The sequence below is a fragment of the Streptomyces sp. LS-MS-L19 genome (assembly GCF_058382285.1).
On the sequence record NZ_JBYCLL010000001.1, the window covers coordinates 1183043 to 1201957 of the forward strand.

Sequence of the window (18915 nt, forward strand, 5' to 3'; positions counted from 1 at the left end):
CAGACTTGGCCCGGGAGAAGCGGGCCGCAAGAGTGATGAGCTGTATGGAAGCGGGCATCACCGTTCCGGCCGAAGGCCTCAGCCGATCTCGACCAGCAGGTCACCGCCCTCCACCTGCTGGACCTTGTTGATGGCGAGCCGGGACACCCGACCGGCCTTCGACGCCGTGATCGTGGCCTCCATCTTCATCGCCTCGATGGTGGCCACGGTCGCCCCTGCCGCCACCTCGTCGCCCTCGGCGACCACCAGCGTGACCACGCCGGCGAAGGGGGCGGCGACATGGCCGGGGTCGGACCGGTCGGCCTTCTCGGTGGTGGGGATGTCCGAGGAGGCGGCGACATCGCGGATCTGGATGGGCCGCAGCTGGCCGTTGAGCGTGGACATCACCGTGCGCATGCCCCGCTCGTCGGCCTCGCCGATGGCCTCGAGGGCGATGAGGAGCCGGACGCCGGGCTCCAGGTCGACGGCGTACTCCTTGCCCGGGCGCAGGCCGTAGAAGAAGTCCTTGCTGTCCAGGAGGCTGGTGTCGCCGTAGGACTGGCGGTGCGTCTCGAACTCGCGGGTCGGAGCCGGGAACAGCAGCCGGTTCAGGGTCGAGCGGCGGTCCTTCTCCAGGCCCTCGCGGTCCTCGGCGTTCAGTTCCTGGACGGGCTTGGCGTCGGCGCGGCCCTGGAGGGCCTTGCTGCGGAAGGGCTCGGGCCAGCCGCCGGGTGGGGTGCCGAGCTCGCCGCGCAGGAAGCCGATGACCGAGTCGGGGATGTCGAAGCGGTCCGGGGTCTCCTCGAACTCCTTCGGCGACACGCCCGCCCCGACCAGGTGCAGGGCGAGGTCGCCGACCACCTTCGAGGACGGGGTGACCTTGACCAGGTGGCCGAGGATGCGGTCGGCGGCCGCGTACATCGCCTCGATGTCCTCGAAGCGGTCGCCGAGACCGAGGGCGACGGCCTGGGTGCGCAGGTTGGAGAGCTGACCGCCGGGGATCTCGTGGTCGTAGACCCGCCCGGTCGGGGAGGCCAGGCCCGCCTCGAAGGGGGCGTACACGCGGCGCACGCTCTCCCAGTACGGCTCCATGTCGCCGACGGCCCGCAGGTCGAGGCCGGTCGGCCGGTCGGAGTGGTCGGTCGCGGCGACGATCGCGGAGAGGGAGGGCTGCGAGGTGGTCCCGGCCATGGAGGCCACGGCCCCGTCCACGGCGTCCGCGCCCGCCTGGATCGCGGCCAGGTAGGTGGCGAGCTGGCCGCCCGCGGTGTCGTGGGTGTGGATGTGCACCGGCAGGTCGAACTCGCGGCGCAGCGCCGAGACCAGCTTGGCGGCGGCGGGGGCGCGCAGCAGGCCCGCCATGTCCTTGACGGCCAGGACGTGGGCCCCGGCCTCGACGATCTGCTCGGCGAGGCGCAGGTAGTAGTCGAGGGTGTAGAGGCGCTCGTTCGGGTCGGACAGGTCCGAGGTGTAGCAGAGGGCGACCTCGGCGATCGAGGTGCCGGTGGCGCGTACGGCGTCGATGGCGGGGCGCATCTGGCTGACGTCGTTGAGGGCGTCGAAGATGCGGAAGATGTCGATGCCGGTCTCGGCGGCCTCCTGCACGAAGGCGTCGGTGACCTCGGTCGGGTACGGGGTGTAGCCGACGGTGTTGCGGCCGCGCAGCAGCATCTGGAGGCAGATGTTGGGGACGGCCTCGCGCAGGGCGGCGAGCCGCTCCCAGGGGTCCTCGGCGAGGAAGCGCAGGGCGACGTCGTAGGTGGCACCGCCCCAGCACTCCAGGGAGAGCAGCTCGGGCAGGGTACGGGCGACGGCCGGGGCGACCGCGAGCATGTCCTTGGTGCGGACGCGGGTCGCGAGCAGGGACTGGTGGGCGTCGCGGAAGGTGGTGTCGGTGACGCCGATGGTCGGGGACTCGCGCAGCCGGCGGGCGAAGCCCTCGGGGCCCAGCTCGGTGAGCTTCTGCTTGGAGCCCGCGGGCGGCTCGATGTCCGGTGTCGCGGGCAGCTTGGAGACGGGGTCGATCGACTCCGGGCGTTCGCCGTGCGGCTTGTTGACCGTCACGTCGGCCAGGTAGGTGAGCAACTTGGTGCCACGGTCGGCGGAGTGACGGGCCGTCAGCAGGTGCGGGCGCTGCTCGATGAACGACGTGGTGACGTTGCCGGCCTGGAAGTCCGGGTCGTCCAACACCGCTTGGAGGAAGGGGATGTTGGTGGCCACACCGCGGATGCGGAACTCGGCGACGGCACGCCGGGCCCGGTTGACCGCGGTGGTGAAGTCCCGGCCCCGGCAGGAGAGTTTGACCAGCATCGAGTCGAAGTGGGCGCTGATCTCCGTACCGGCGTGGGTCGTTCCGCCGTCGAGCCGGATGCCGGAGCCGCCGGGCGAGCGGTAGGCGCTGATACGGCCGGTGTCCGGGCGGAAGCCGTTGGCGGGGTCCTCGGTGGTGATACGGCACTGGAGGGCGGCGCCGTGCAGCCGAATCGTGTCCTGGGAGAGGCCGAGGTCGGCGAGGGTGGCGCCGGCCGCGATCCGGAGCTGGGCCTGGACGAGGTCGACGTCGGTGACCTCCTCGGTGACCGTGTGCTCGACCTGGATGCGCGGGTTCATCTCGATGAAGACGTGGTTGCCGCTGCGGTCGAGGAGGAACTCGACGGTGCCCGCGTTGCGGTAGCCGATCTCGCGGGCGAAGCGGACGGCGTCGGCGCAGATGCGGTCGCGCAGCTCGGGGTCGAGGTTGGGCGCGGGGGCGAGCTCGATGACCTTCTGGTGGCGGCGCTGCACCGAGCAGTCGCGCTCGTAGAGGTGGATGACGTTGCCCTCGCCGTCAGCGAGGATCTGCACCTCGATGTGGCGGGGCTCGACGACGGCCTTCTCCAGGAAGACGGTCGAGTCGCCGAAGGCCGAGGCGGCCTCGCGCGCGGCCGCCTCGATGGACTCGCGGAGCTGGGCGGGATCCTCGACCCTTCGCATACCGCGCCCGCCACCACCCGCGACGGCCTTCACGAAGACGGGGAAACCGATCTCGTCGGCGGCCGCGACCAGCTCGTCCACGTCGGTGGAGGGCGCCGAGGAGCCGAGCACCGGCACGCCGGCGGCGCGGGCGGCCGCGACCGCGCGGGCCTTGTTGCCGGTCAGTTCGAGGATGTCGGCGCTGGGTCCGACGAAGGTGATGCCGGCCTCCTCGCAGGCGCGCGCGAGCTCGGGGTTCTCGGAGAGGAAGCCGTAGCCGGGGTAGACGGCGTCGGCGCCTGCCTGGCGGGCGGCGCGGATGATCTCGTCGACGGAGAGGTAGGCCCGCACGGGATGGCCCGGTTCGCCGATCTCGTAGGCCTCGTCGGCTTTGAGTCGGTGCAGTGAGTTGCGGTCCTCGTGCGGGAAGACGGCGACCGTCCTCGCGCCCACCTCATAACCCGCGCGAAACGCGCGAATCGCGATCTCACCACGGTTGGCGACCAGTACCTTGCGGAGCATTCCCGTTCCCTTCGGCCTGCCGGTGACGCCCCCATGTTCTCGGCAAAGCCCGCCTGTGGCCATGAGAGTCAGGTCACGTGTCGCGGACGGTTTGAGGATGATCCGCGCAGGTACCGGAGGGTGTCCGGCGGGCGGCGGGTGTTCGACGGGCGGCGCGTGTCCGGCCGGCGGCGCTGATCACTTCACGGTTCCGGTGAAGAAGGTGACCGGTCGCTCCAGGCGCTCCCCGTCCACGGTGAGGTCGACGGCCTCGTTGTAGAAGGCGAGCAGTCCCCTGACCGCGCCGACGGCGGGGAGCGGGTCCGGGTAGCTCCAGACGATGTTGGCGTGGCCGCCGGTGGACCAGTACTCGGCGGTGCCCTTGTAGGGGCAGTCGGTGTGGTGGTCGGTGGGTTCGAGGAGGTCGAGCCGGACGTCCTCGCGCGGGAGGTAGTAGCGGGTGGGCAGGCCCGTCTCGAAGAGCAGGACGGGTCGGCGGGTGTCCGCGACGACCGTCCCGTCGACCTCGACGACGACATGGCGGCTGCTGGGCATGGCGTCGACGCGTTTGTGCGGGTCCCGGGGGTGGACGAAGATCTCTTCCTCCTCCTCGTACCAGTGGTCGAGGCCGGTCCCCCAGCGCCGGAACCACGCGAAGGCGATGTGGTCGGCGAGGTCGGCGGCCGGGAAGGTCCAGGCGGCGTTCTCCACGACCTCGCCGTCGACTTCGAGGTCGTAGAAGACCTGTGAGCCGGTGTGGCTTCCGGTCCGCGGGTTCTTGGCGGGCCGCAGCAGGTCCTCGCGGACGTCGGCGCGCGGGAAGGCGTAGAGCGGGACGGGGACGTCCGGTTCCCAGACGAGGACGGGGTGCCGGCTGTCGACGACCGTGACGTCTCCCTTGCGGCCGCGCACCCAGCGCTCGCTGGGCTCCCAGAGCAGGCCTTCCGGGGTGGTCCGTACGTTGCGTGCGGTGGGGAAGGTGGTCATGGTGGTTCTCCCTTCACCTCTTGGGGAAGTGCACGTCTTCGGTTGGTTCGTTTCTTCGGGAAGTTCACGTCTTGAGGAAGTCGGCCAGTCCCGTCAGGAGTCGGTCGACGTCCTCCGTGTCGTTGTAGGGGGCGAGGCCCACGCGCAGGCCGCCGGTGTCGCCGAGGCCGAGGTGGCGGGAGGCCTCGACGGCGTAGAAGGAGCCGGCCGGGGCCTGGACACCGCGCTCGGCGAGGAAGCCGTACGCGTCGGCGGTGTCGTGCTGGTCGAAGGTGAGCAGCACGGTGGGGGTGCGGTCGGCGGCCCTGGAGTGGACGGTGATCCCGTCGAGCGCGGCCAGCCCCTCGTCGATGCGCCCGCGCAGGACGTGTTCGTGGGCTTCGAGTGCGGCGAACCCGGCGGTCAGGCGCTCGCGGCGGGTGCCGGTGGCGTCCGGGTCCAGCTGCTCGGCGAGGAAGTCGACCGCCGCTGTCGTCCCGGCGAGGAACTCGTAGGGCAGGGTGCCGAGTTCGAAGCGCTCGGGGACGGCGTCGGTGGAGGGCAGCAGCTTGTCCGGGCGCAGGGTCTCCAGCAGCTCGGGGCGGGCGGCGAGGACTCCGTGGTGCGGGCCGAGGAACTTGTACGGGGAGCAGACGAAGAAGTCGGCGCCCAACTCCTCCAGGTCCACGAGGGAGTGGGCGGTGTGGTGGACGCCGTCCACGTAGAGGAGGGCGCCGACCTCGTGGGCTACTCGGGCCATCGCGGGGATGTCGGGGCGGGTGCCGATCAGGTTGGAGGCGGCGGTGACGGCGACGAGCCGGGTGCGCTCGGAAAGGACGGCCCGGAGCGCGTCGACGGTCAACTCCCCCGTCTTCGGGTCGAAGTCGGCCCAGCGGACGGTTGCGCCCGACTGGACCCAGGGGCGGATGTTGGCGTCGTGGTCGAGGCGGGTGACGACCACCTCGTCGCCGGGCGACCAGGTCCTGGCAAGGGTGCGGGAGAAGTCGTAGGTGAGCTGGGTGGCGCTGCGGCCGAAGACGATCCCCGACGGGTCCGCGCCGAGGAGGTCTGCCATGGCCCGGCGGGCCCCGGTGACGATCCGCTCGGCGTTGCGCTCCCCCAGGGTGATCCGTCCCCGGTTCGAGAGGGGCTGGGCCAGCGCGTCGGCGATGGCCCGGATGACCGGCTCCGGCGTCTGGGTCCCGCCGGGCCCGTCGAAGTGCGCGGTACCGGCGGCGAGGGCCGGGAAACGGGAGCGGAGGGCGGCGATGTCGTACGTCACGTGGGGCTCCTTGATCCGGCCGGAATGCGGTGCTCCCAGCCTGTCACGCCAACGGCGGGGTCTCACGGCGATGCCGGCCTGTCAGGCAGCCCGGAGGGTCTCGCGGTGGGCCCGGCCTGTCACGCCGCCCGCCCGGTCTCACGGTGGGCCCGGCCTGTCGCCCCGAGCACAGGCCTCGCGGCGATCCCAGCCTCTCGCCCCGACCCCGCGGCCTCATAGTGATCCCGGCCCGTCACACCGCCCGCAGGGCCTCGCAGTGGGCCCGCCTCGTCGCCCCGAGCACAGGCCTCGCCGCGATCCCGCCACCCGGACCCCGCGGTCTCACGGCGATCTCAGCCTGTCACGGCGCCCGGAGGGTCTCGCGCTGATCCCGGCCTCTCGCCCCGACCCCGCCGCCTCCGGGCGGATCCCGGCCTCTGGCCTGTCACGCCGTCCGCAGGGGCCCGCGGTGATCCCGGCCCGTCACACCGCCCGCAGCGTCTCCCGGTAGGCCCGGTTCGTGGCCATCAGGCCGTCGAGGGCGTCGCGGGTGCGGATCAGTTCGGCGATGTGGTCGGTGAGACGGTCGCGTTCCTCGGCCATCCGCTCCAGCGCGGCGTCGGACGTCTCCGCGCTGGGCGCGTCGACGCACGGCAGCAGTTCGATGATCGTACGGCTGGACAGTCCGGCCGTGTACATCCGCTGGAGGAACGACACCCGCTCGACCGCGTCCTCGGTGTAGTGCCGCTGCCCGCTCGCGCTGCGCCTGCTGGTGAGCAGCCCCTGCTCCTCGTAGTAGCGCAGGGCCCGGACACTGACCCCGGCCCGCGCCGAGAGCTCCCCGATCCGCATGTGTTCCTCCCGAACGGACTTGACCCTCACATCGACGTCAGGTTTTAGCGTAACCGCGTCCCCGGACACGGGGACGACGGATCACGAAGGAGACGTGACGTGACGACGCTTTTCACCGGATTCCAGCTGGGCGGACTGCGGCTGCCCAACCGGGTGGTCATGGCCCCGATGAGCCGGGTGCGGGCCGCCGCGGGTGGTCTGGCGACGCCCTCGATGGCGCGCTACTACGCCCAGCGGGCCTCCGCCGGCCTGATCGTCAGCGAGGGGGTGCAGCCGAGTCTGATCGGGCAGTCCAATCCGGGTACCCCGGGGCTCTACACCGACGAGCAGGTGGCCTCGTGGCGCCCGGTGACGGAGGCCGTGCACATCAACGGCGGCCGGATCTTCGCCCAGATCATGCACGGCGGCCGGGTCTCGCACCCGGACACCACCGGACTGCGGCCCGTCGGGCCCTCGGCCGTCCCGGCCACCGGAGAGGTGTTCACCCCCACGGGACCGCAGGCCGCCCCGGTGCCGCGGGCGCTGCGCACGGACGAGGTGGGCGAGCATGCCGGGTCGTACGCCGAGGCCGCCCGCCGTGCCGTCGACGCCGGGTTCGACGGGGTGGAACTGCACGGCGCCAACGGCTACTTGATCTCGCAGTTCCTCTCCTCCAACGCCAACCTGCGCACCGACCGGTACGGCGGCTCGGTGGCGGGCAGGATCCGGTTCGCGGTGGAGGCGGCCGCCGCGACCGTGGACGCCGTGGGCGCGGACCGGACCGGGATCCGGCTCTCACCGGGCGGCGGATTCTGGGGAGTCGAGGAGACCGACGCCCCCGAGCTGTACACCGCGCTGCTGGCCGAGCTGGCTCAACTCGACCTGGCTTACGTCCATCTGGAGGCCACCGCCCCCGAGGAGACGCTCGTCGCCCTGCGCCGGGCCTGGCCGGGAGCCCTCGTCATGAACCCGGTGCTGCCGATGGGCGCCAAGCAGACCGGCCGCGGTGAGGCCGACCACTGGCTCGGACTCGGCGCCGATCTCATCAGCTTCGGCCGCGCGTTCATCGCCAACCCGGACCTGGTCGAGCGGCTGCGCACCGGGCTGCCGATCGCGCCCGCCGAGGAGGCCACGTACTTCGAGGGCGGCGACCGCGGCTATCTCACTTATCCCGCATACCAGTACACGGCGTGACGTCCAGGCCGCGAGGACACCACGAAAGGGTAACGAAGGTCAACCAGAGGCAATGTGCGGTGGTCTAGCCCGGCATGAAGATCTCTTTCCTGCTCCACAACGCCTATGGGATCGGAGGCACGATCACCACCACGTTCAATCTGGCCCAGGCGCTGGCCCGACGGCACGACGTGGAGATCATCTCGGTGCTGCGGCACCGGGAGCTCCCCAACTTCGTGCTGGATCCCCGGGTTTCGCTGCGGCCGCTGGTCGATCTCAGACAGGAGAAGGAGCACCCCTTACATCTGAGACCGGCGCGGGTGTTCCCGCGAGCCGAGTACCGGTACGGCCAGTACAGCGAGTTGACGGACCAGCGCATCGCCGAGGCCCTCGCCGCGACCGACGCGGACGCGGTGATCGGCACCCGGCCCGGGCTCAACGTGCACCTCGCGCGGGAGGCGCCCGGCCATGTCGCCCGGGTCGGGCAGGAGCACCTCACCCTGGACAACCACTCGCCCCGGCTGCGGTCCGCGCTGCGCCGGGCCTACCGCGGGCTCGACGTGCTCACCACGGTCACCGAGGCGGACGCGGCCTCCTACCGGCGCCGGATGCGGCTGCCCGGCGTACGCGTGAAGGCGCTCGCGAACAGCGTGCCGGATCCCGTGCTGCCGGCCGCCGACGGCTCCGCCAAGGTGGTCGTCGCGGCCGGGCGACTGGTCAGGGTGAAGCGGTACGACCTTCTCGTCGAGGCCTTCGCCGCGGTCGCCGCCCGGCATCCGGACTGGCAGCTGCGCATCTACGGCAAGGGGGAGGAGCACGACCGGCTGCGGCAGCTGATCACCGACCTGAAGCTGTGGAACAACGTCTTCCTGATGGGGGCGGCGGCCCCCATGGAGGCCGAGTGGGTCAAGGGCTCGATCGGGGCGGCCACCTCCGACTTCGAGCCCTTCGGCATGACCATCGTCGAGGCGATGCGCTGCGGACTGCCCGTCGTGAGCACCGACTGCCCCCACGGGCCCGCCGAGATCATCGCGGACCGAGTGGACGGACGGCTGGTGCCGGTCGGCGACCGGGACGCGCTGGCCGGGGCCCTGCTGGAGCTGGTCGGGGACGACGAGCTGCGCCGCCGTATGGGCAGGGCGGCGCTCGAGAACGCGCGACGGTTCGCTCCCGAGCCGGTCGTCGAGCAGGCCGAGGAGCTCATCGCGGAGGCGGTCGCGGCCCGCCGGGCGGGGCGGCCGGTGGTACGGGAACGCCAGGGCGGGGCCCTGTCCGCCCGGGGTTCCGCCGCCAGGGACACCGCGCTGGTCGCGGCGAGCGGCGCGCTGCGCCTCGTACGGAAGGGACGGTCATGACCACACCACGCGCCGGGTGCGCGGTCGACGCGGACGGCAGGATCACCTTCGAGGTGCCGCGGGCGCACGGCCGCGGTCTCCTGCTGCGGCTGCGTCCGAAGAAGGGGCAGCCCGAGGAGAGCCTGCACGTTCTCGACCTGCTCGACCCGGACGCGGCCGACGAGGGGCGGGCGCGTGCCGTGCTGGAAGCCGATCCGGTGCTTCCGGAGGGGCGGTGGGACGTGTATCTGCTCCAGGGCGCCGAGCGGACGCGGCTGCGCCCGGGTCCGCGGGATCTGCGCGCGCTGGTCGACGGGCATCTGCGGGAGCGGCGGGGCCCGTTGGCCGTACGGGTCCCCTACGTCACCGTGGACGGTTTCCTGGCGGTGCGCACCTGGCTCAGGCCCGCGCACGCGGAGGTCGACCGCATCGACGTCACGGACCGGACCCTGACGGTCGCGGCCCGGCTGCACGGTTCCCCGCTCACCGAGGACGCCCGCGTGGAGCTGCGGCTGCGGCGGGACAAGGCCGTCACCCGGACGCTGGAGCCCCTGGTGGATGCGGACGGCCGCGGGTTCTCCTGCACCGTCGACGGCACACCGGCCCTGGACACCGGGATCTGGGACCTGTTCCTACGGCCCGCTCCCGGCGCCCCGACGATCCGGCTCGCCCGGCTCCTGGACGACGTGGCGGACCGCAAGCAGGTCTTCGTGTATCCGGGGGCCACGGTCGGGGGTGCGGTCGTGCGGCCGTACTACACGGTCGACAACGACCTGTCCCTGGAGGTGACGCGGGCGGGCTGAGACACCTCCCTGGTGAGGTTTGCCCCCACTGCACGTGCGGGGCGGCTCGGCTCACCCCCAACGCACGTGCAGGGTGGGCGGCTTGCGGAAGACCAGGCCGTGCGGGGCGGTGGGGTGGTCGGGGTCGAGGCGGAGGGCCGGGAGGCGGTCGAGCAGGTGCCGTAGGGCGATCCTGGTCTCCAGGCGGGCCAGGTGGGCGGCGAGGCAGTAGTGCGGGCCGTGCGCGAAGGCCAGTTGGAGGCGGGCGTTCTCGCGGCGGACGTCGAAGCGGTCGGGGTCCGGGAAGACCGCGGGGTCGCGGTTGGCGCCGGTCAGGGAGACGGTGACGAGGTCGCCCTCGCGGATCGCGGCCGGGCCGAGGGCGGTGTCGCGGGTGGCGTAGCGGTCGACGACCGCCGCGCCGGGTTCCAGGCGCAGGGACTCCTCGATCGCGCCGTCGAGGAGAGCGAAGTCGCTCCGGACCAAGGCGAGTTGGGCGGGGTGCCGGAGGAGGTGGAGCAGCGCGTTGGTGATCATCGCCTCCGTGGTCTCTATGCCGCCGAACATCAACACCGCGGCGTTGGAGGCCACTTCGGGCAGGGTCAGCCGGTCGGCCGCCGCCGCGAGGAGCGAGGTCCCGGCTCCTTCCCCGACGGTGGCCTCGACCGCTGCCCGGAGCTGTGCGTACGCCTCGGGGCCCGCGGGGTCCGCCGTGTGGCCCGCCGTGAGCTCGGAGACGGCCCGCACGATGTTGTCGTACCAGGCCAGGACCGTGTCCGTGCCGACGCCCGCCAGTCCCAGCGCCCGGGTCACCACCGCCACGGCGAGCGGTCCGGCGAAGACGCGGCGGAGTTCGGCGGCGCCCCGCGGTTCGAGCGCGGTGACGAGCCGGTCGGTCTCCTCCTCGATGAACTCGGCGAAGCCCTCCCGCACTTCACGGGGGCGGAAGGGCGCGGCGAAGGGCTCACGGTGGCGGGTGTGCTCGGCGCCGTCGAGGGAGAGCATGCTCGGTCCGACGACCTGGGCGGTGGAGAAACGGGGGTCGTCGACGGTGAAGGTCTCGGCGTCCCGCATCACGTCGAGCGCGAGATCGCGGCGGGTCACCAGCCAGCCGTTCAGCTCGGGCAGCCAGGACACCGGCTCGTGCGCACGGAGTTCGGCCAGGCGCGGGTGCGGGTCCCGGGCGAGTTCGGCCAGCGTGGTCGCGGCGCCGAGGGGGAATTCGATCACGGTGTCGAGGCTAGCAACCGTCCGTCGGCGGCCCGGCGGTAAATGCGTGGCGGTGAACGGCGGTACGGGGTTACGCTCCCCGGCGATGACGACTCACACCTCTCAGCGATTGGGGGTCCCGTCCGCGCAAGGTGAGTGCTGATGCTCCCTTCGACCGCGTACGAGGACTTCCGTACCTCCTTCTGGCCGCGCGTGCGCGAGTTCGCCGTGCCGGCCTCCATGATCGAGACCGCGACCGCCCGACGCCTCGCCGGGGACTGGGCGGGGGCGTGTGCCGCCGCGGGTTTCGACGTCGACCTCAACCTCCGGGCCGTGGCCCGCGATCGTGGCCGGGAGCTGGCGTCCCGGGTCCGCGCCGATCTGCGCGCCCTCGCCCCCGACCTGCTGCGCTGGCACATGCCGAGGGTCGCCCCGGACGGGCTGCTGCGGCCGGGTCTGACCCTGACGCTGGCGCGGTACGAGGCCGCCGAGGGCCCTGTGCACCTCGTGGCCCGGACGGCGCCCGCCTGGGCGGACGCCGGTCAGCGGATCAGCCTCACGTTGTGGTCCGGCCCCTCGGACGACGCCGTACGACACCCGCATCCCCGCCCGAACCCACGCTTCCGCCTGGACCTGCACCGGCATCTGTGGGATGCGGGCAGAAGCGGGGAGTTGTGGGAGCGGGCCGGGGTGGGAAGCCTGCTGGAGCGGCCAGGGGGTGGGGGGCTTCCGGGGCTGCACCAGACCGGAGACCTGCACGATCTGTGGGAGCGGTCCGCGGTCGATGGGCTACGACAACGACCCTCGCCCGGTGATCCTCGGCAGCAGACCCCGCCCGGGGAGCCCTCAACCGATGCAGAGTCGTTCGCCCTGTTGCCCGACACCTGTGCCGTGGACCGCTGGGCGGCCGAGGCGCGGATTCTGCTGGGTGCCGAAGGGCGGTCCGCCGGGCGGGTGTTGGTCCGGTGCGGGGGACGGCGGCGGGTGGTGTGGGAGGTGGGCCCGCACCAGGCGGTTCCGGTGCCATGGGACGGTCCTGTGCCCCTCCTCCCCGTTCTGCCCGACGCCGCGACCTGGGTCCTCCCCGACCTCGCACTGCTCCGCACCGGCGCGATCGAGGCCGGTCGGCTGCACCCTCTGGTCGCGGCGGCCCTCGCACCGGGCCACGCGGCCACCGGCCCGCCCCCGCTCCCCGACCGGCCGGGACAACCGCGCACCGTGGAGTGCCGGGGCGCCCGCCACCGGATCGGCCTGGTCGACGGAGTGCTGGCCCCGCTGGACCACGACCCGGAGGAGATCCGCCGCGAGGAGCTCCTGGTCGCGCTGACCGGCACCCCGCTCCCCTGCCTCCAGGCCATCGACGAGGCACACCGCCGCCCGCACTGTCTCGACGGCGTCCGCGAACGCCTCGTGCACGGTGACGTCGCCGGCGCCCTGGCCGTCGTGGAAGGACTGCTCGGACCCGAGGCACTGCTACGCCCCGGTCCGCTCCGGGACGAACTGGAGGCCGCGGCGCAACGGCGGATCACCTACGGCCTGTTCAGAACCGGCATGACCGGACCCGGCCCCGCCTGGTTCCGCCCGCGCCCGAGCAGCCGCCGCTCCCACGACCACCACACCCGTCCGCCCCGCGCGACCCGCCGCTGACGGGCCCCGGACCGCCGGACCCGGGCCCCACAGCCGAACACACGCAACTCCTTCCCAAGACCCAAAGGTGATGCCCCATGCCCATGACCGCACTCGCCCCCACCTCCCAACTCGACGTCGCCGCCGACCTGTTGGCCCTCCTGCGCGACTCCACCACCGAACCCCGCCCCGACGACCAGCTGGAGGCCCTCACCCTGGCCGTGGCCGCCGATCTGCCCGTCCTGCTGTGGGGTGAGCCCGGTATCGGCAAGACCGCGGCGCTGACGCAGCTCGCCGCCGCCCTGGACCTCCCGCTGACCACCGTGATCGCCAGCGTGCACGAGCCGTCGGACTTCTCGGGGCTGCCCGTGGTCGGGGACGATCCCGCGACCCAGGGCGTGCCGATGGCCCCGCCTGACTGGGCGGTACGGCTGGTGCGGGCCGGCCGCGGGCTACTCTTCCTGGACGAGCTGTCCACCGCCCCGCCCGCCGTCCAGGCCGCGCTGCTCCGGCTGGTGCTGGAGCGGCGGATCGGCGCCCTGCGACTGCCGCCCGGGGTACGGATCGTGGCCGCCGCCAACCCCCGTTCCTCGGCGGCCGACGGCTGGGAGCTGAGCCCGCCGCTGGCCAACCGGTTCGTCCATCTCCAGTGGACCCACGACCACGACGTCGTCGTACGCGGACTGGGCGGGACCTGGCCCCGGGCCACCCTGCCGCGGCTGGACCCGGAGAAGCTGCCGGGGGCCGTGGACTTCGCGCGGCGCGCGGTGTGCGGGCTGCTCGCGGCCCGGCCGACGCTGGTGCACCGGCTGCCCACCGGGGAGACCCAGCGGGGCGGGCCCTGGCCGTCGCCGCGCAGCTGGGACATGACCCTGTCCCTGGTAGCCTTCGCGACCGCGGCCGGCTCGTCGCGGGACGTGCTGTCCTCGCTCGTGCGCGGCACGGTCGGCGACGGCCCCGGCCTCGAACTGCTCGCGAGCCTGGACCGGTTGGACCTGCCGGACCCCGAGGACGTGCTCGCCGACCCGGCGGGGGCCGTGCTGCCCGAGCGGGGTGATCTGCGCCAGGCCGTGCTCGACGGCGTGGTGGCGGCCGTCCGCGCCCGTCCGGAGCGGGCGCGCTGGGACTCGGCCTGGGCGGTGCTGGTGCGGGCGCTGGAGACCGGGGCGCCGGACCTGGTGGTGGTGCCCGCGACCACGCTCGCGTCGCTGCGGCAGGAGGACTGGGACGTGCCCGCGGAGATCGAGAAGCTCGCCGGGACGGTGGCGCTGTCCCGGCGCGCGGACCGGGCCGCGGTCGCCGCGAAGGCACGCCGATGAGCGCGGACACCGCAGAGCAGGTGGGCGGGCTGGACCTCGACAAGCTCTTCGCCGCCCGCCTGCACGCGGCCCGGACCCGCCCCTACCTCGCCACCGCGCTGTTCGCCCTGCACACCGTCGAGTCGGAACGTGTGCCGACCATGGGCGTCGACCGGTACTGGCGCTGCTATGTCTCGCCGGCGTTCGTGGCCCGGACCCCGGTGGAGGAGCTGGCGGGCGTGTGGGTGCACGAGGTGTCGCACCTGCTGCGCGACCACCACGGGCGCGGCGACCGGCTCGCCCGGGAGCGCGGACTGACCGGGGTGGGAGACCGGCTGCGGATGAACATCGCGGCGGACTGCGAGATCAACGACGACGTGTACGGCGACGGGCTGGTCCGGCCGGAGGGTGCCGTCCAGCCCTACAAGCTGCGGCTGCCCGCCGACCGGCTGATGGAGGAGTACGTCAGCGGGATCAGCCTCGGGCCGCTCACCCTGGACCTGTCCTGGCTGGACTGCGGCAGCGGCGCGGACGGGCTGGAGCGCGAGTGGGACCTGGGCCCGGACGGCGCCGACGGGCTGAGCGAGCAGGAACGCGACCTGGTGCGCTTCCGGGTGGCGCAGGGCATCAACGCGCGGCCCGGCAACACCCCGAAGGGCTGGCGGCGGTGGGCGGAGGAGGCGTTCCATCCGCCGCAGCCCTGGCGGGACCTGCTGGGCGCGGCGCTGCGCTCGGCCGTCTCCGGCGGGGGCGCGGGCGACGACTACAGCTACGGCCGTCCGGCGCGGCGCTCCGCGGGCCTGCCCGGAGTGGTGCTGCCGAGTCTGCGGCGCCGGCCGCCCCGGGTCTGCGTGATCATCGACACCTCCGGCTCGGTCAGCGACGACGAACTGGGCAGCGCGCTCCTGGAGATGGCCGCGATCGCCCGTGCCGTGGGCGGCCGCCGTGACCTGGTGCACGTGATGTCGTGCGACGCGGCGGCCGGGGCGGTGCGTCCGCTGTGCCGGACCGAGGGCATCCCGCTGATCGGCGGCGGGGGCACCGACCTGCGCACGGGCTTCCGGAAGGCGCTGCGTTCGCATCCCCGCCCGGACGTCGTCGTGGCCCTCACCGACGGCGGGACACCCTGGCCGAGCGCGCGGCCCGCGTGCCGTACGGTCGTCGGGCTGTTCTCCCGGCCGGGCGTGAGCCAGGCTCGACGCGAGAGCAATCCCGAGTACGTGCCGAAAGCGCCGCCGGCGTGGGCCCGCGTGGTCGAGATCGGGTCTGCGCCGACGGCCCGGTGAGGTCCGCGGGCACCCGGGCTGGACGTGGGGGTGGTCGGCCACGAGATCATGGGTGCCTGCGATGTCCGGAGCACATTGCGCGCCTGGGTGGGAGGAGCGTCATGACCAATGTCGACGTGCACCAGCATCTGTGGAGCCCCTCGCTGGTGGCGGCCTTGAGGTCACGCCGCGAACCGCCGTGTCTCGACGGCTGGACCCTGTATCTGGACGGCGAGCCGCCCTACGACCTCCCGCCCGCCGACCACGACGTGACCCGGCGCGCGGAACTCGCCGCCACCGACGGCCTCGGCCTGGCCCTCGTCTCGCTGTCCGCTCCGATCGGCGTGGAGTGGCTGCCCGCGGCCGAGGCCCGGCCCCTGCTGGACGCCTACCACGAGGGCGCTGCCGGGCTGCCCGAGCCGTTCGGGGCGTGGGCGGCCGCCGGTGTGCGCGACATCGATGCCAGGGCGACGGCCGACGCCCTGGACCAGGGGTTCGTCGGGCTCCAACTGCCCGCCAACGCCCTGGTGGACGCCGAGGGTTACGCCCGGTGCGCCCCGTTGCTCGAGCTGCTGGAAGAGCGCGACCTGCCGCTGTTCGTCCACCCGGGACCCGCGGCCGGCGGCGCCGAGGGGCCCGGCTGGTGGCCCGCGATGGTCCCCTACGTCCAGCAGATGCACGCCGCCTGGTTCGCCTTCCGCGCCTTCGGCCGGCCCCGCCACCCACGCCTGCGGGTCTGCTTCGCGCTGCTGGCCGGGCTCGCCCCGCTGCACGGCGAGCGGTTCGCCGCCCGCGGTGACGGCGGGAGCGAGCCGGACCCGCTGGTCTTCGTCGAGACGTCCTCCTACGGCCCTCGCGCGGTCGAGTCCGTCGTCCGGGCCCTCGGCGTGGACGCCGTGGTCCAGGGCTCGGACCGGCCGTACGCGGAACCTCCGCAGCACCCCGGGCACGGGCTCGGCGGAGCGGCGGCGTACGCCTTCCGGATCGCCAACCCGCGCAGGCTGCTCACCGGGAAGGAATGACCGGGTCAATTAATGGCAACGGTTTTCACATACCGGCCGCCTGAGCTGTTTACGACAATCATTTCCAATTAGCGTGACGGGGCAATCAGAACCGCGCTTGGAGGATCCATGCCCACGTCCCCGTCCCGCCGCCTCGCGCTGCTCGTCGGCGCCTCCGTCGCCCTGTTGGCCGGCTGCGGCAGCTCCTCGGACTCCGGGAGCGACGGGAGCGCGTCCGCGGCCCCGGCCGCCGCGTCCAAGGTCGCCGTCGTCGCCTCCACGAACGTCTACGGCGACATCGTCGCCCGCATAGGCGGCGACAAGGTCTCCGTGACCTCGGTCATCAGCGACCCCGACCAGGACCCGCACTCCTACGAGGCCAGCACCCAGAACCAGCTGGCCCTGTCGAAGGCGAAGGTCGTCGTCGAGAACGGCGGCGGCTACGACGACTTCGTGGACCGCATGCTCAAGAGCGGCGGCAACTCCTCCGCCGAGGTGATCAACGCGGTGAAGGTCTCCGGCAAGACCGCCCCCAAGGGCGGCGAGCTCAACGAGCACGTCTGGTACGACTTCCCGACGGTCGCGAAGATCGCCGACCGCACAGCCGCCGCCCTCGGCAAGGCCGACCCCGCGAACGCCGGCCTGTACACGAAGAACGCCGACGCCTTCAAGGCGGACCTGAAGCCGCTGGAGGCCAAGGAGGCGCAGATCAAGAAGGAGCACGCCGGAGAGGGGATCGCCATCACCGAGCCGGTGCCGCTGTACATGACCGCGGCGAGCGGCCTGGTCGACAAGACGCCCGCCGCGTTCAGCGAGGCCATCGAGGAGGGCACCGACGTCTCCCCCAAGGTCCTCCAGGAGGCGCTCGCCCTGTTCTCCGGCAAGCAGGTCGAGGCGCTGGTCTACAACGAGCAGACCTCCGGCCCGCAGACCGAGAAGTCCGAGCAGGCCGCCAAGGCGGCGGGCATCCCGGTGGTCCCGGTGACGGAGACCCTGCCCAGCGGCAAGAACTACCTCACCTGGATGACCGGCAACGTCGACGCGCTCGCGAACGCGCTGGCCAAGTGAGCTCCGTCATCAGCCTGCGCGGGGCCGCGCTCTCCTACGGCCCGCGCACGGTCTGGCGCGACCTCGAACTCGACGTGCGGCCAGGGGAGTTCCTCGCGGTGCTGGGCCCGAACGGAGCGGGCAAGACCAGCTTCGTGCGGGCCCTGCTCGGCCGGCAGCCGCTGTCCGCCGGGGAGTTGACGGTCCTCGGCCGCACGGCCCGGGAGGCCGCGCGGCACATCGGTTACGTCCCCCAGCAGGCCACCCTGTCGGCGCAGGCGATGCTCCGCGCCCGGGACCTCGTGCGGTTCGGCATCGACGGCCACCGCTTCGGACCGCGTCTGCGAACGGCCGCCGTGCGCAGGCGCGTTGACGAGATCCTCGACTCCGTGGGCGCCTCGGCGTACGCCGACGTGCCCGTCGGCCTGCTCTCGGGCGGTGAGCGTCAACGCGTCCGCATCGGGCAGGCGCTCGCGACCGACCCCCGCATCCTGCTGTGCGACGAACCGTTGCTCTCCCTGGACCTGCACCACCAGCGTGCGGTCACCGAGTTGGTGGACGCCCACCGCCGTTCCCACGGCACGGCGGTGGTGTTCGTGACGCACGAGATCAACCCGGTGCTCGACCTGGTGGACCGGGTGCTGTACCTGGCACCGGGCGGCCACCGGGTCGGCACCCCCGACGAGGTCCTCACCTCCGCGTCCCTGTCCCGGCTGTACGGCACCCGGGTCGACGTCGTCCAGGTGCGGGGCCGGATCGTGGTGGTCGGCGCCCTCGACGGCCACGCCCACCACCTGCCCGAGGAGGTGCGGCCATGAGCGTCTGGCACCAGCTGTTCGACTTCGAGAACTACGGCGAACTCCTCGTCCTGGTCCGCAACTCGCTCGTCGTCGGAGCGGCCCTCGGTCTGGTCGGCGGACTCGCCGGGGTCTTCGTCGCGATGCGCGACCTGCCCTTCGCGGTGCACGGCATCAGCGAGCTGTCCTTCGCGGGCGCCTCCGCGGCACTGCTGCTGGGCACGAACATCGTGGCGGGCTCGATCACCGGCTCGCTGCTCGCGGCCGGCGCGATCGGCGTGCTCGGCACGCGCGCGCGGGACCGCAACTCGGTGATCGGCATCCTGATGCCGTTCGGACTGGGCCTGGGCGTGCTCTTCCTCGCCCTCTACAAGGGGCGGGCGGCCAACAAGTTCGGCCTGCTCACGGGCCAGATCGTCGCCGTGGACACCCCGCAGACGACCTGGCTGCTGATCACGTCCGCGGTGGTGCTGATCGCCCTCGCGGTGATGTGGCGCCCGCTGGCCTTCGCCAGCGCCGATCCCGACGTCGCCGAGGCCCGCGGAGTGCCGGTGCGCGGTCTCTCCTTCGCCTTCATGATCGTGCTCGGCCTGGCGGTCGCCCTGTCCGTGCAGGTGGTGGGCGCCCTGCTGGTCCTTTCCCTCCTGATCACCCCGGCCGCGGCCGCCGCCCGCGTCACCGCGTCCCCGGTGCTGCTGCCGCTGCTCAGCGTGGTCTTCGCGACGGCCTCGATCGAGGGCGGCATCCTGCTGGCCCTGGGCAGCAGCATCCCGATCAGCCCCTACGTCACGACGGTCTCGTTCGTCTTCTACGTCGGCTGCGGCGCGGTCGGCCGGTACCGGACCCGGCGCCGGGGTGCGCGGCGAACGGTGCCGGCACCGGCCTGAGAGCTA

Annotated in this window: 15 protein-coding genes; 10 read left to right on the plus strand and 5 right to left on the minus strand. The window is 73.0% G+C overall.

Annotated features, from left to right (window positions below; all coding sequences use genetic code 11):
* Positions 1-78: 78 nt before the first annotated feature.
* The 4 genes from AC2XR2_RS05145 to AC2XR2_RS05160 all read right to left on the minus strand — a co-directional run bounded on the left by AC2XR2_RS05145 (position 79) and on the right by AC2XR2_RS05160 (position 6511).
* A complete protein-coding gene (locus AC2XR2_RS05145; protein WP_491514403.1) occupies positions 79-3453 on the minus strand; it encodes a pyruvate carboxylase in 3375 nt (1124 codons plus the stop codon).
* Positions 3454-3630: 177 nt separating this feature from the next.
* Positions 3631-4419, minus strand: coding sequence for a DUF427 domain-containing protein (locus AC2XR2_RS05150; protein ID WP_491514404.1), 789 nt, complete (start codon positions 4417-4419; stop codon positions 3631-3633).
* A gap of 64 nt (positions 4420-4483) precedes the next feature.
* Complete coding sequence (locus tag AC2XR2_RS05155; RefSeq protein ID WP_449352867.1) at positions 4484-5680, minus strand: cysteine desulfurase-like protein; 1197 nt, start codon at positions 5678-5680, stop codon at positions 4484-4486.
* Between the two features lie 462 nt (positions 5681-6142).
* Positions 6143-6511: a MerR family transcriptional regulator gene (locus tag AC2XR2_RS05160; protein WP_381304145.1), complete on the minus strand. Its 369-nt coding sequence runs from the start codon at positions 6509-6511 to the stop codon at positions 6143-6145.
* Between the two features lie 99 nt (positions 6512-6610).
* On the opposite strand from AC2XR2_RS05160, the gene AC2XR2_RS05165 reads away from it, so the two are divergent.
* The 3 genes from AC2XR2_RS05165 (at position 6611) to AC2XR2_RS05175 (ending at position 9800) form a co-directional block, all read left to right on the plus strand.
* A complete protein-coding gene (locus AC2XR2_RS05165) occupies positions 6611-7684 on the plus strand; it encodes an alkene reductase (RefSeq protein WP_449352869.1) in 1074 nt (357 codons plus the stop codon).
* 74 nt (positions 7685-7758) lie between these two features.
* The gene (locus AC2XR2_RS05170) at positions 7759-9018 is read left to right on the plus strand and encodes a glycosyltransferase family 4 protein (RefSeq protein ID WP_381304141.1); all 1260 of its coding nucleotides are present in this window, start codon (positions 7759-7761) and stop codon (positions 9016-9018) included.
* Positions 9015-9800, plus strand: a complete 786-nt coding sequence (locus tag AC2XR2_RS05175; protein WP_491514405.1) for a hypothetical protein — start codon at positions 9015-9017, stop codon at positions 9798-9800. Before AC2XR2_RS05170 ends, AC2XR2_RS05175 begins: the two co-directional genes overlap by 4 nt.
* 51 nt (positions 9801-9851) lie before the next feature.
* On the opposite strand, the gene AC2XR2_RS05180 is transcribed toward AC2XR2_RS05175, so the two are convergent.
* Positions 9852-11009 (minus strand): cytochrome P450, encoded by a 1158-nt coding sequence (locus AC2XR2_RS05180; RefSeq protein WP_491514406.1) that lies wholly within the window; start codon positions 11007-11009, stop codon positions 9852-9854.
* Positions 11010-11150: 141 nt separating this feature from the next.
* Between AC2XR2_RS05180 and AC2XR2_RS05185 the strand changes: the two genes are divergently transcribed.
* The 7 genes from AC2XR2_RS05185 to AC2XR2_RS05215 all read left to right on the plus strand — a co-directional run bounded on the left by AC2XR2_RS05185 (position 11151) and on the right by AC2XR2_RS05215 (position 18909).
* Complete coding sequence (locus AC2XR2_RS05185) at positions 11151-12635, plus strand: hypothetical protein (protein ID WP_491514407.1); 1485 nt, start codon at positions 11151-11153, stop codon at positions 12633-12635.
* A 77-nt stretch (positions 12636-12712) separates the two neighbouring features.
* Positions 12713-13933 (plus strand): AAA family ATPase, encoded by a 1221-nt coding sequence (locus AC2XR2_RS05190; RefSeq protein WP_491514408.1) that lies wholly within the window; start codon positions 12713-12715, stop codon positions 13931-13933.
* Positions 13930-15198 carry a vWA domain-containing protein gene (locus tag AC2XR2_RS05195; RefSeq protein ID WP_491514409.1) on the plus strand — a complete coding sequence of 423 codons (1269 nt, stop codon included), beginning with the start codon at positions 13930-13932 and terminating at the stop codon, positions 15196-15198. Before AC2XR2_RS05190 ends, AC2XR2_RS05195 begins: the two co-directional genes overlap by 4 nt.
* A 101-nt stretch (positions 15199-15299) precedes the next feature.
* On the plus strand, positions 15300-16199 hold the full coding sequence (locus AC2XR2_RS05200; RefSeq protein WP_381304130.1) for an amidohydrolase family protein: 900 nt from the start codon (positions 15300-15302) through the stop codon (positions 16197-16199).
* A gap of 108 nt (positions 16200-16307) precedes the next feature.
* Positions 16308-17246 carry a metal ABC transporter solute-binding protein, Zn/Mn family gene (locus tag AC2XR2_RS05205; RefSeq protein ID WP_491514410.1) on the plus strand — a complete coding sequence of 313 codons (939 nt, stop codon included), beginning with the start codon at positions 16308-16310 and terminating at the stop codon, positions 17244-17246.
* A complete protein-coding gene (locus tag AC2XR2_RS05210) occupies positions 17243-18043 on the plus strand; it encodes a metal ABC transporter ATP-binding protein (protein WP_491514411.1) in 801 nt (266 codons plus the stop codon). Before AC2XR2_RS05205 ends, AC2XR2_RS05210 begins: the two co-directional genes overlap by 4 nt.
* Entirely contained in the window at positions 18040-18909 is an 870-nt protein-coding gene (locus AC2XR2_RS05215) for a metal ABC transporter permease (RefSeq protein WP_391193792.1), read from the plus strand. The genes AC2XR2_RS05210 and AC2XR2_RS05215 overlap by 4 nt, the downstream gene beginning before the upstream one ends.
* The last annotated feature ends 6 nt before the right edge of the window (positions 18910-18915 follow it).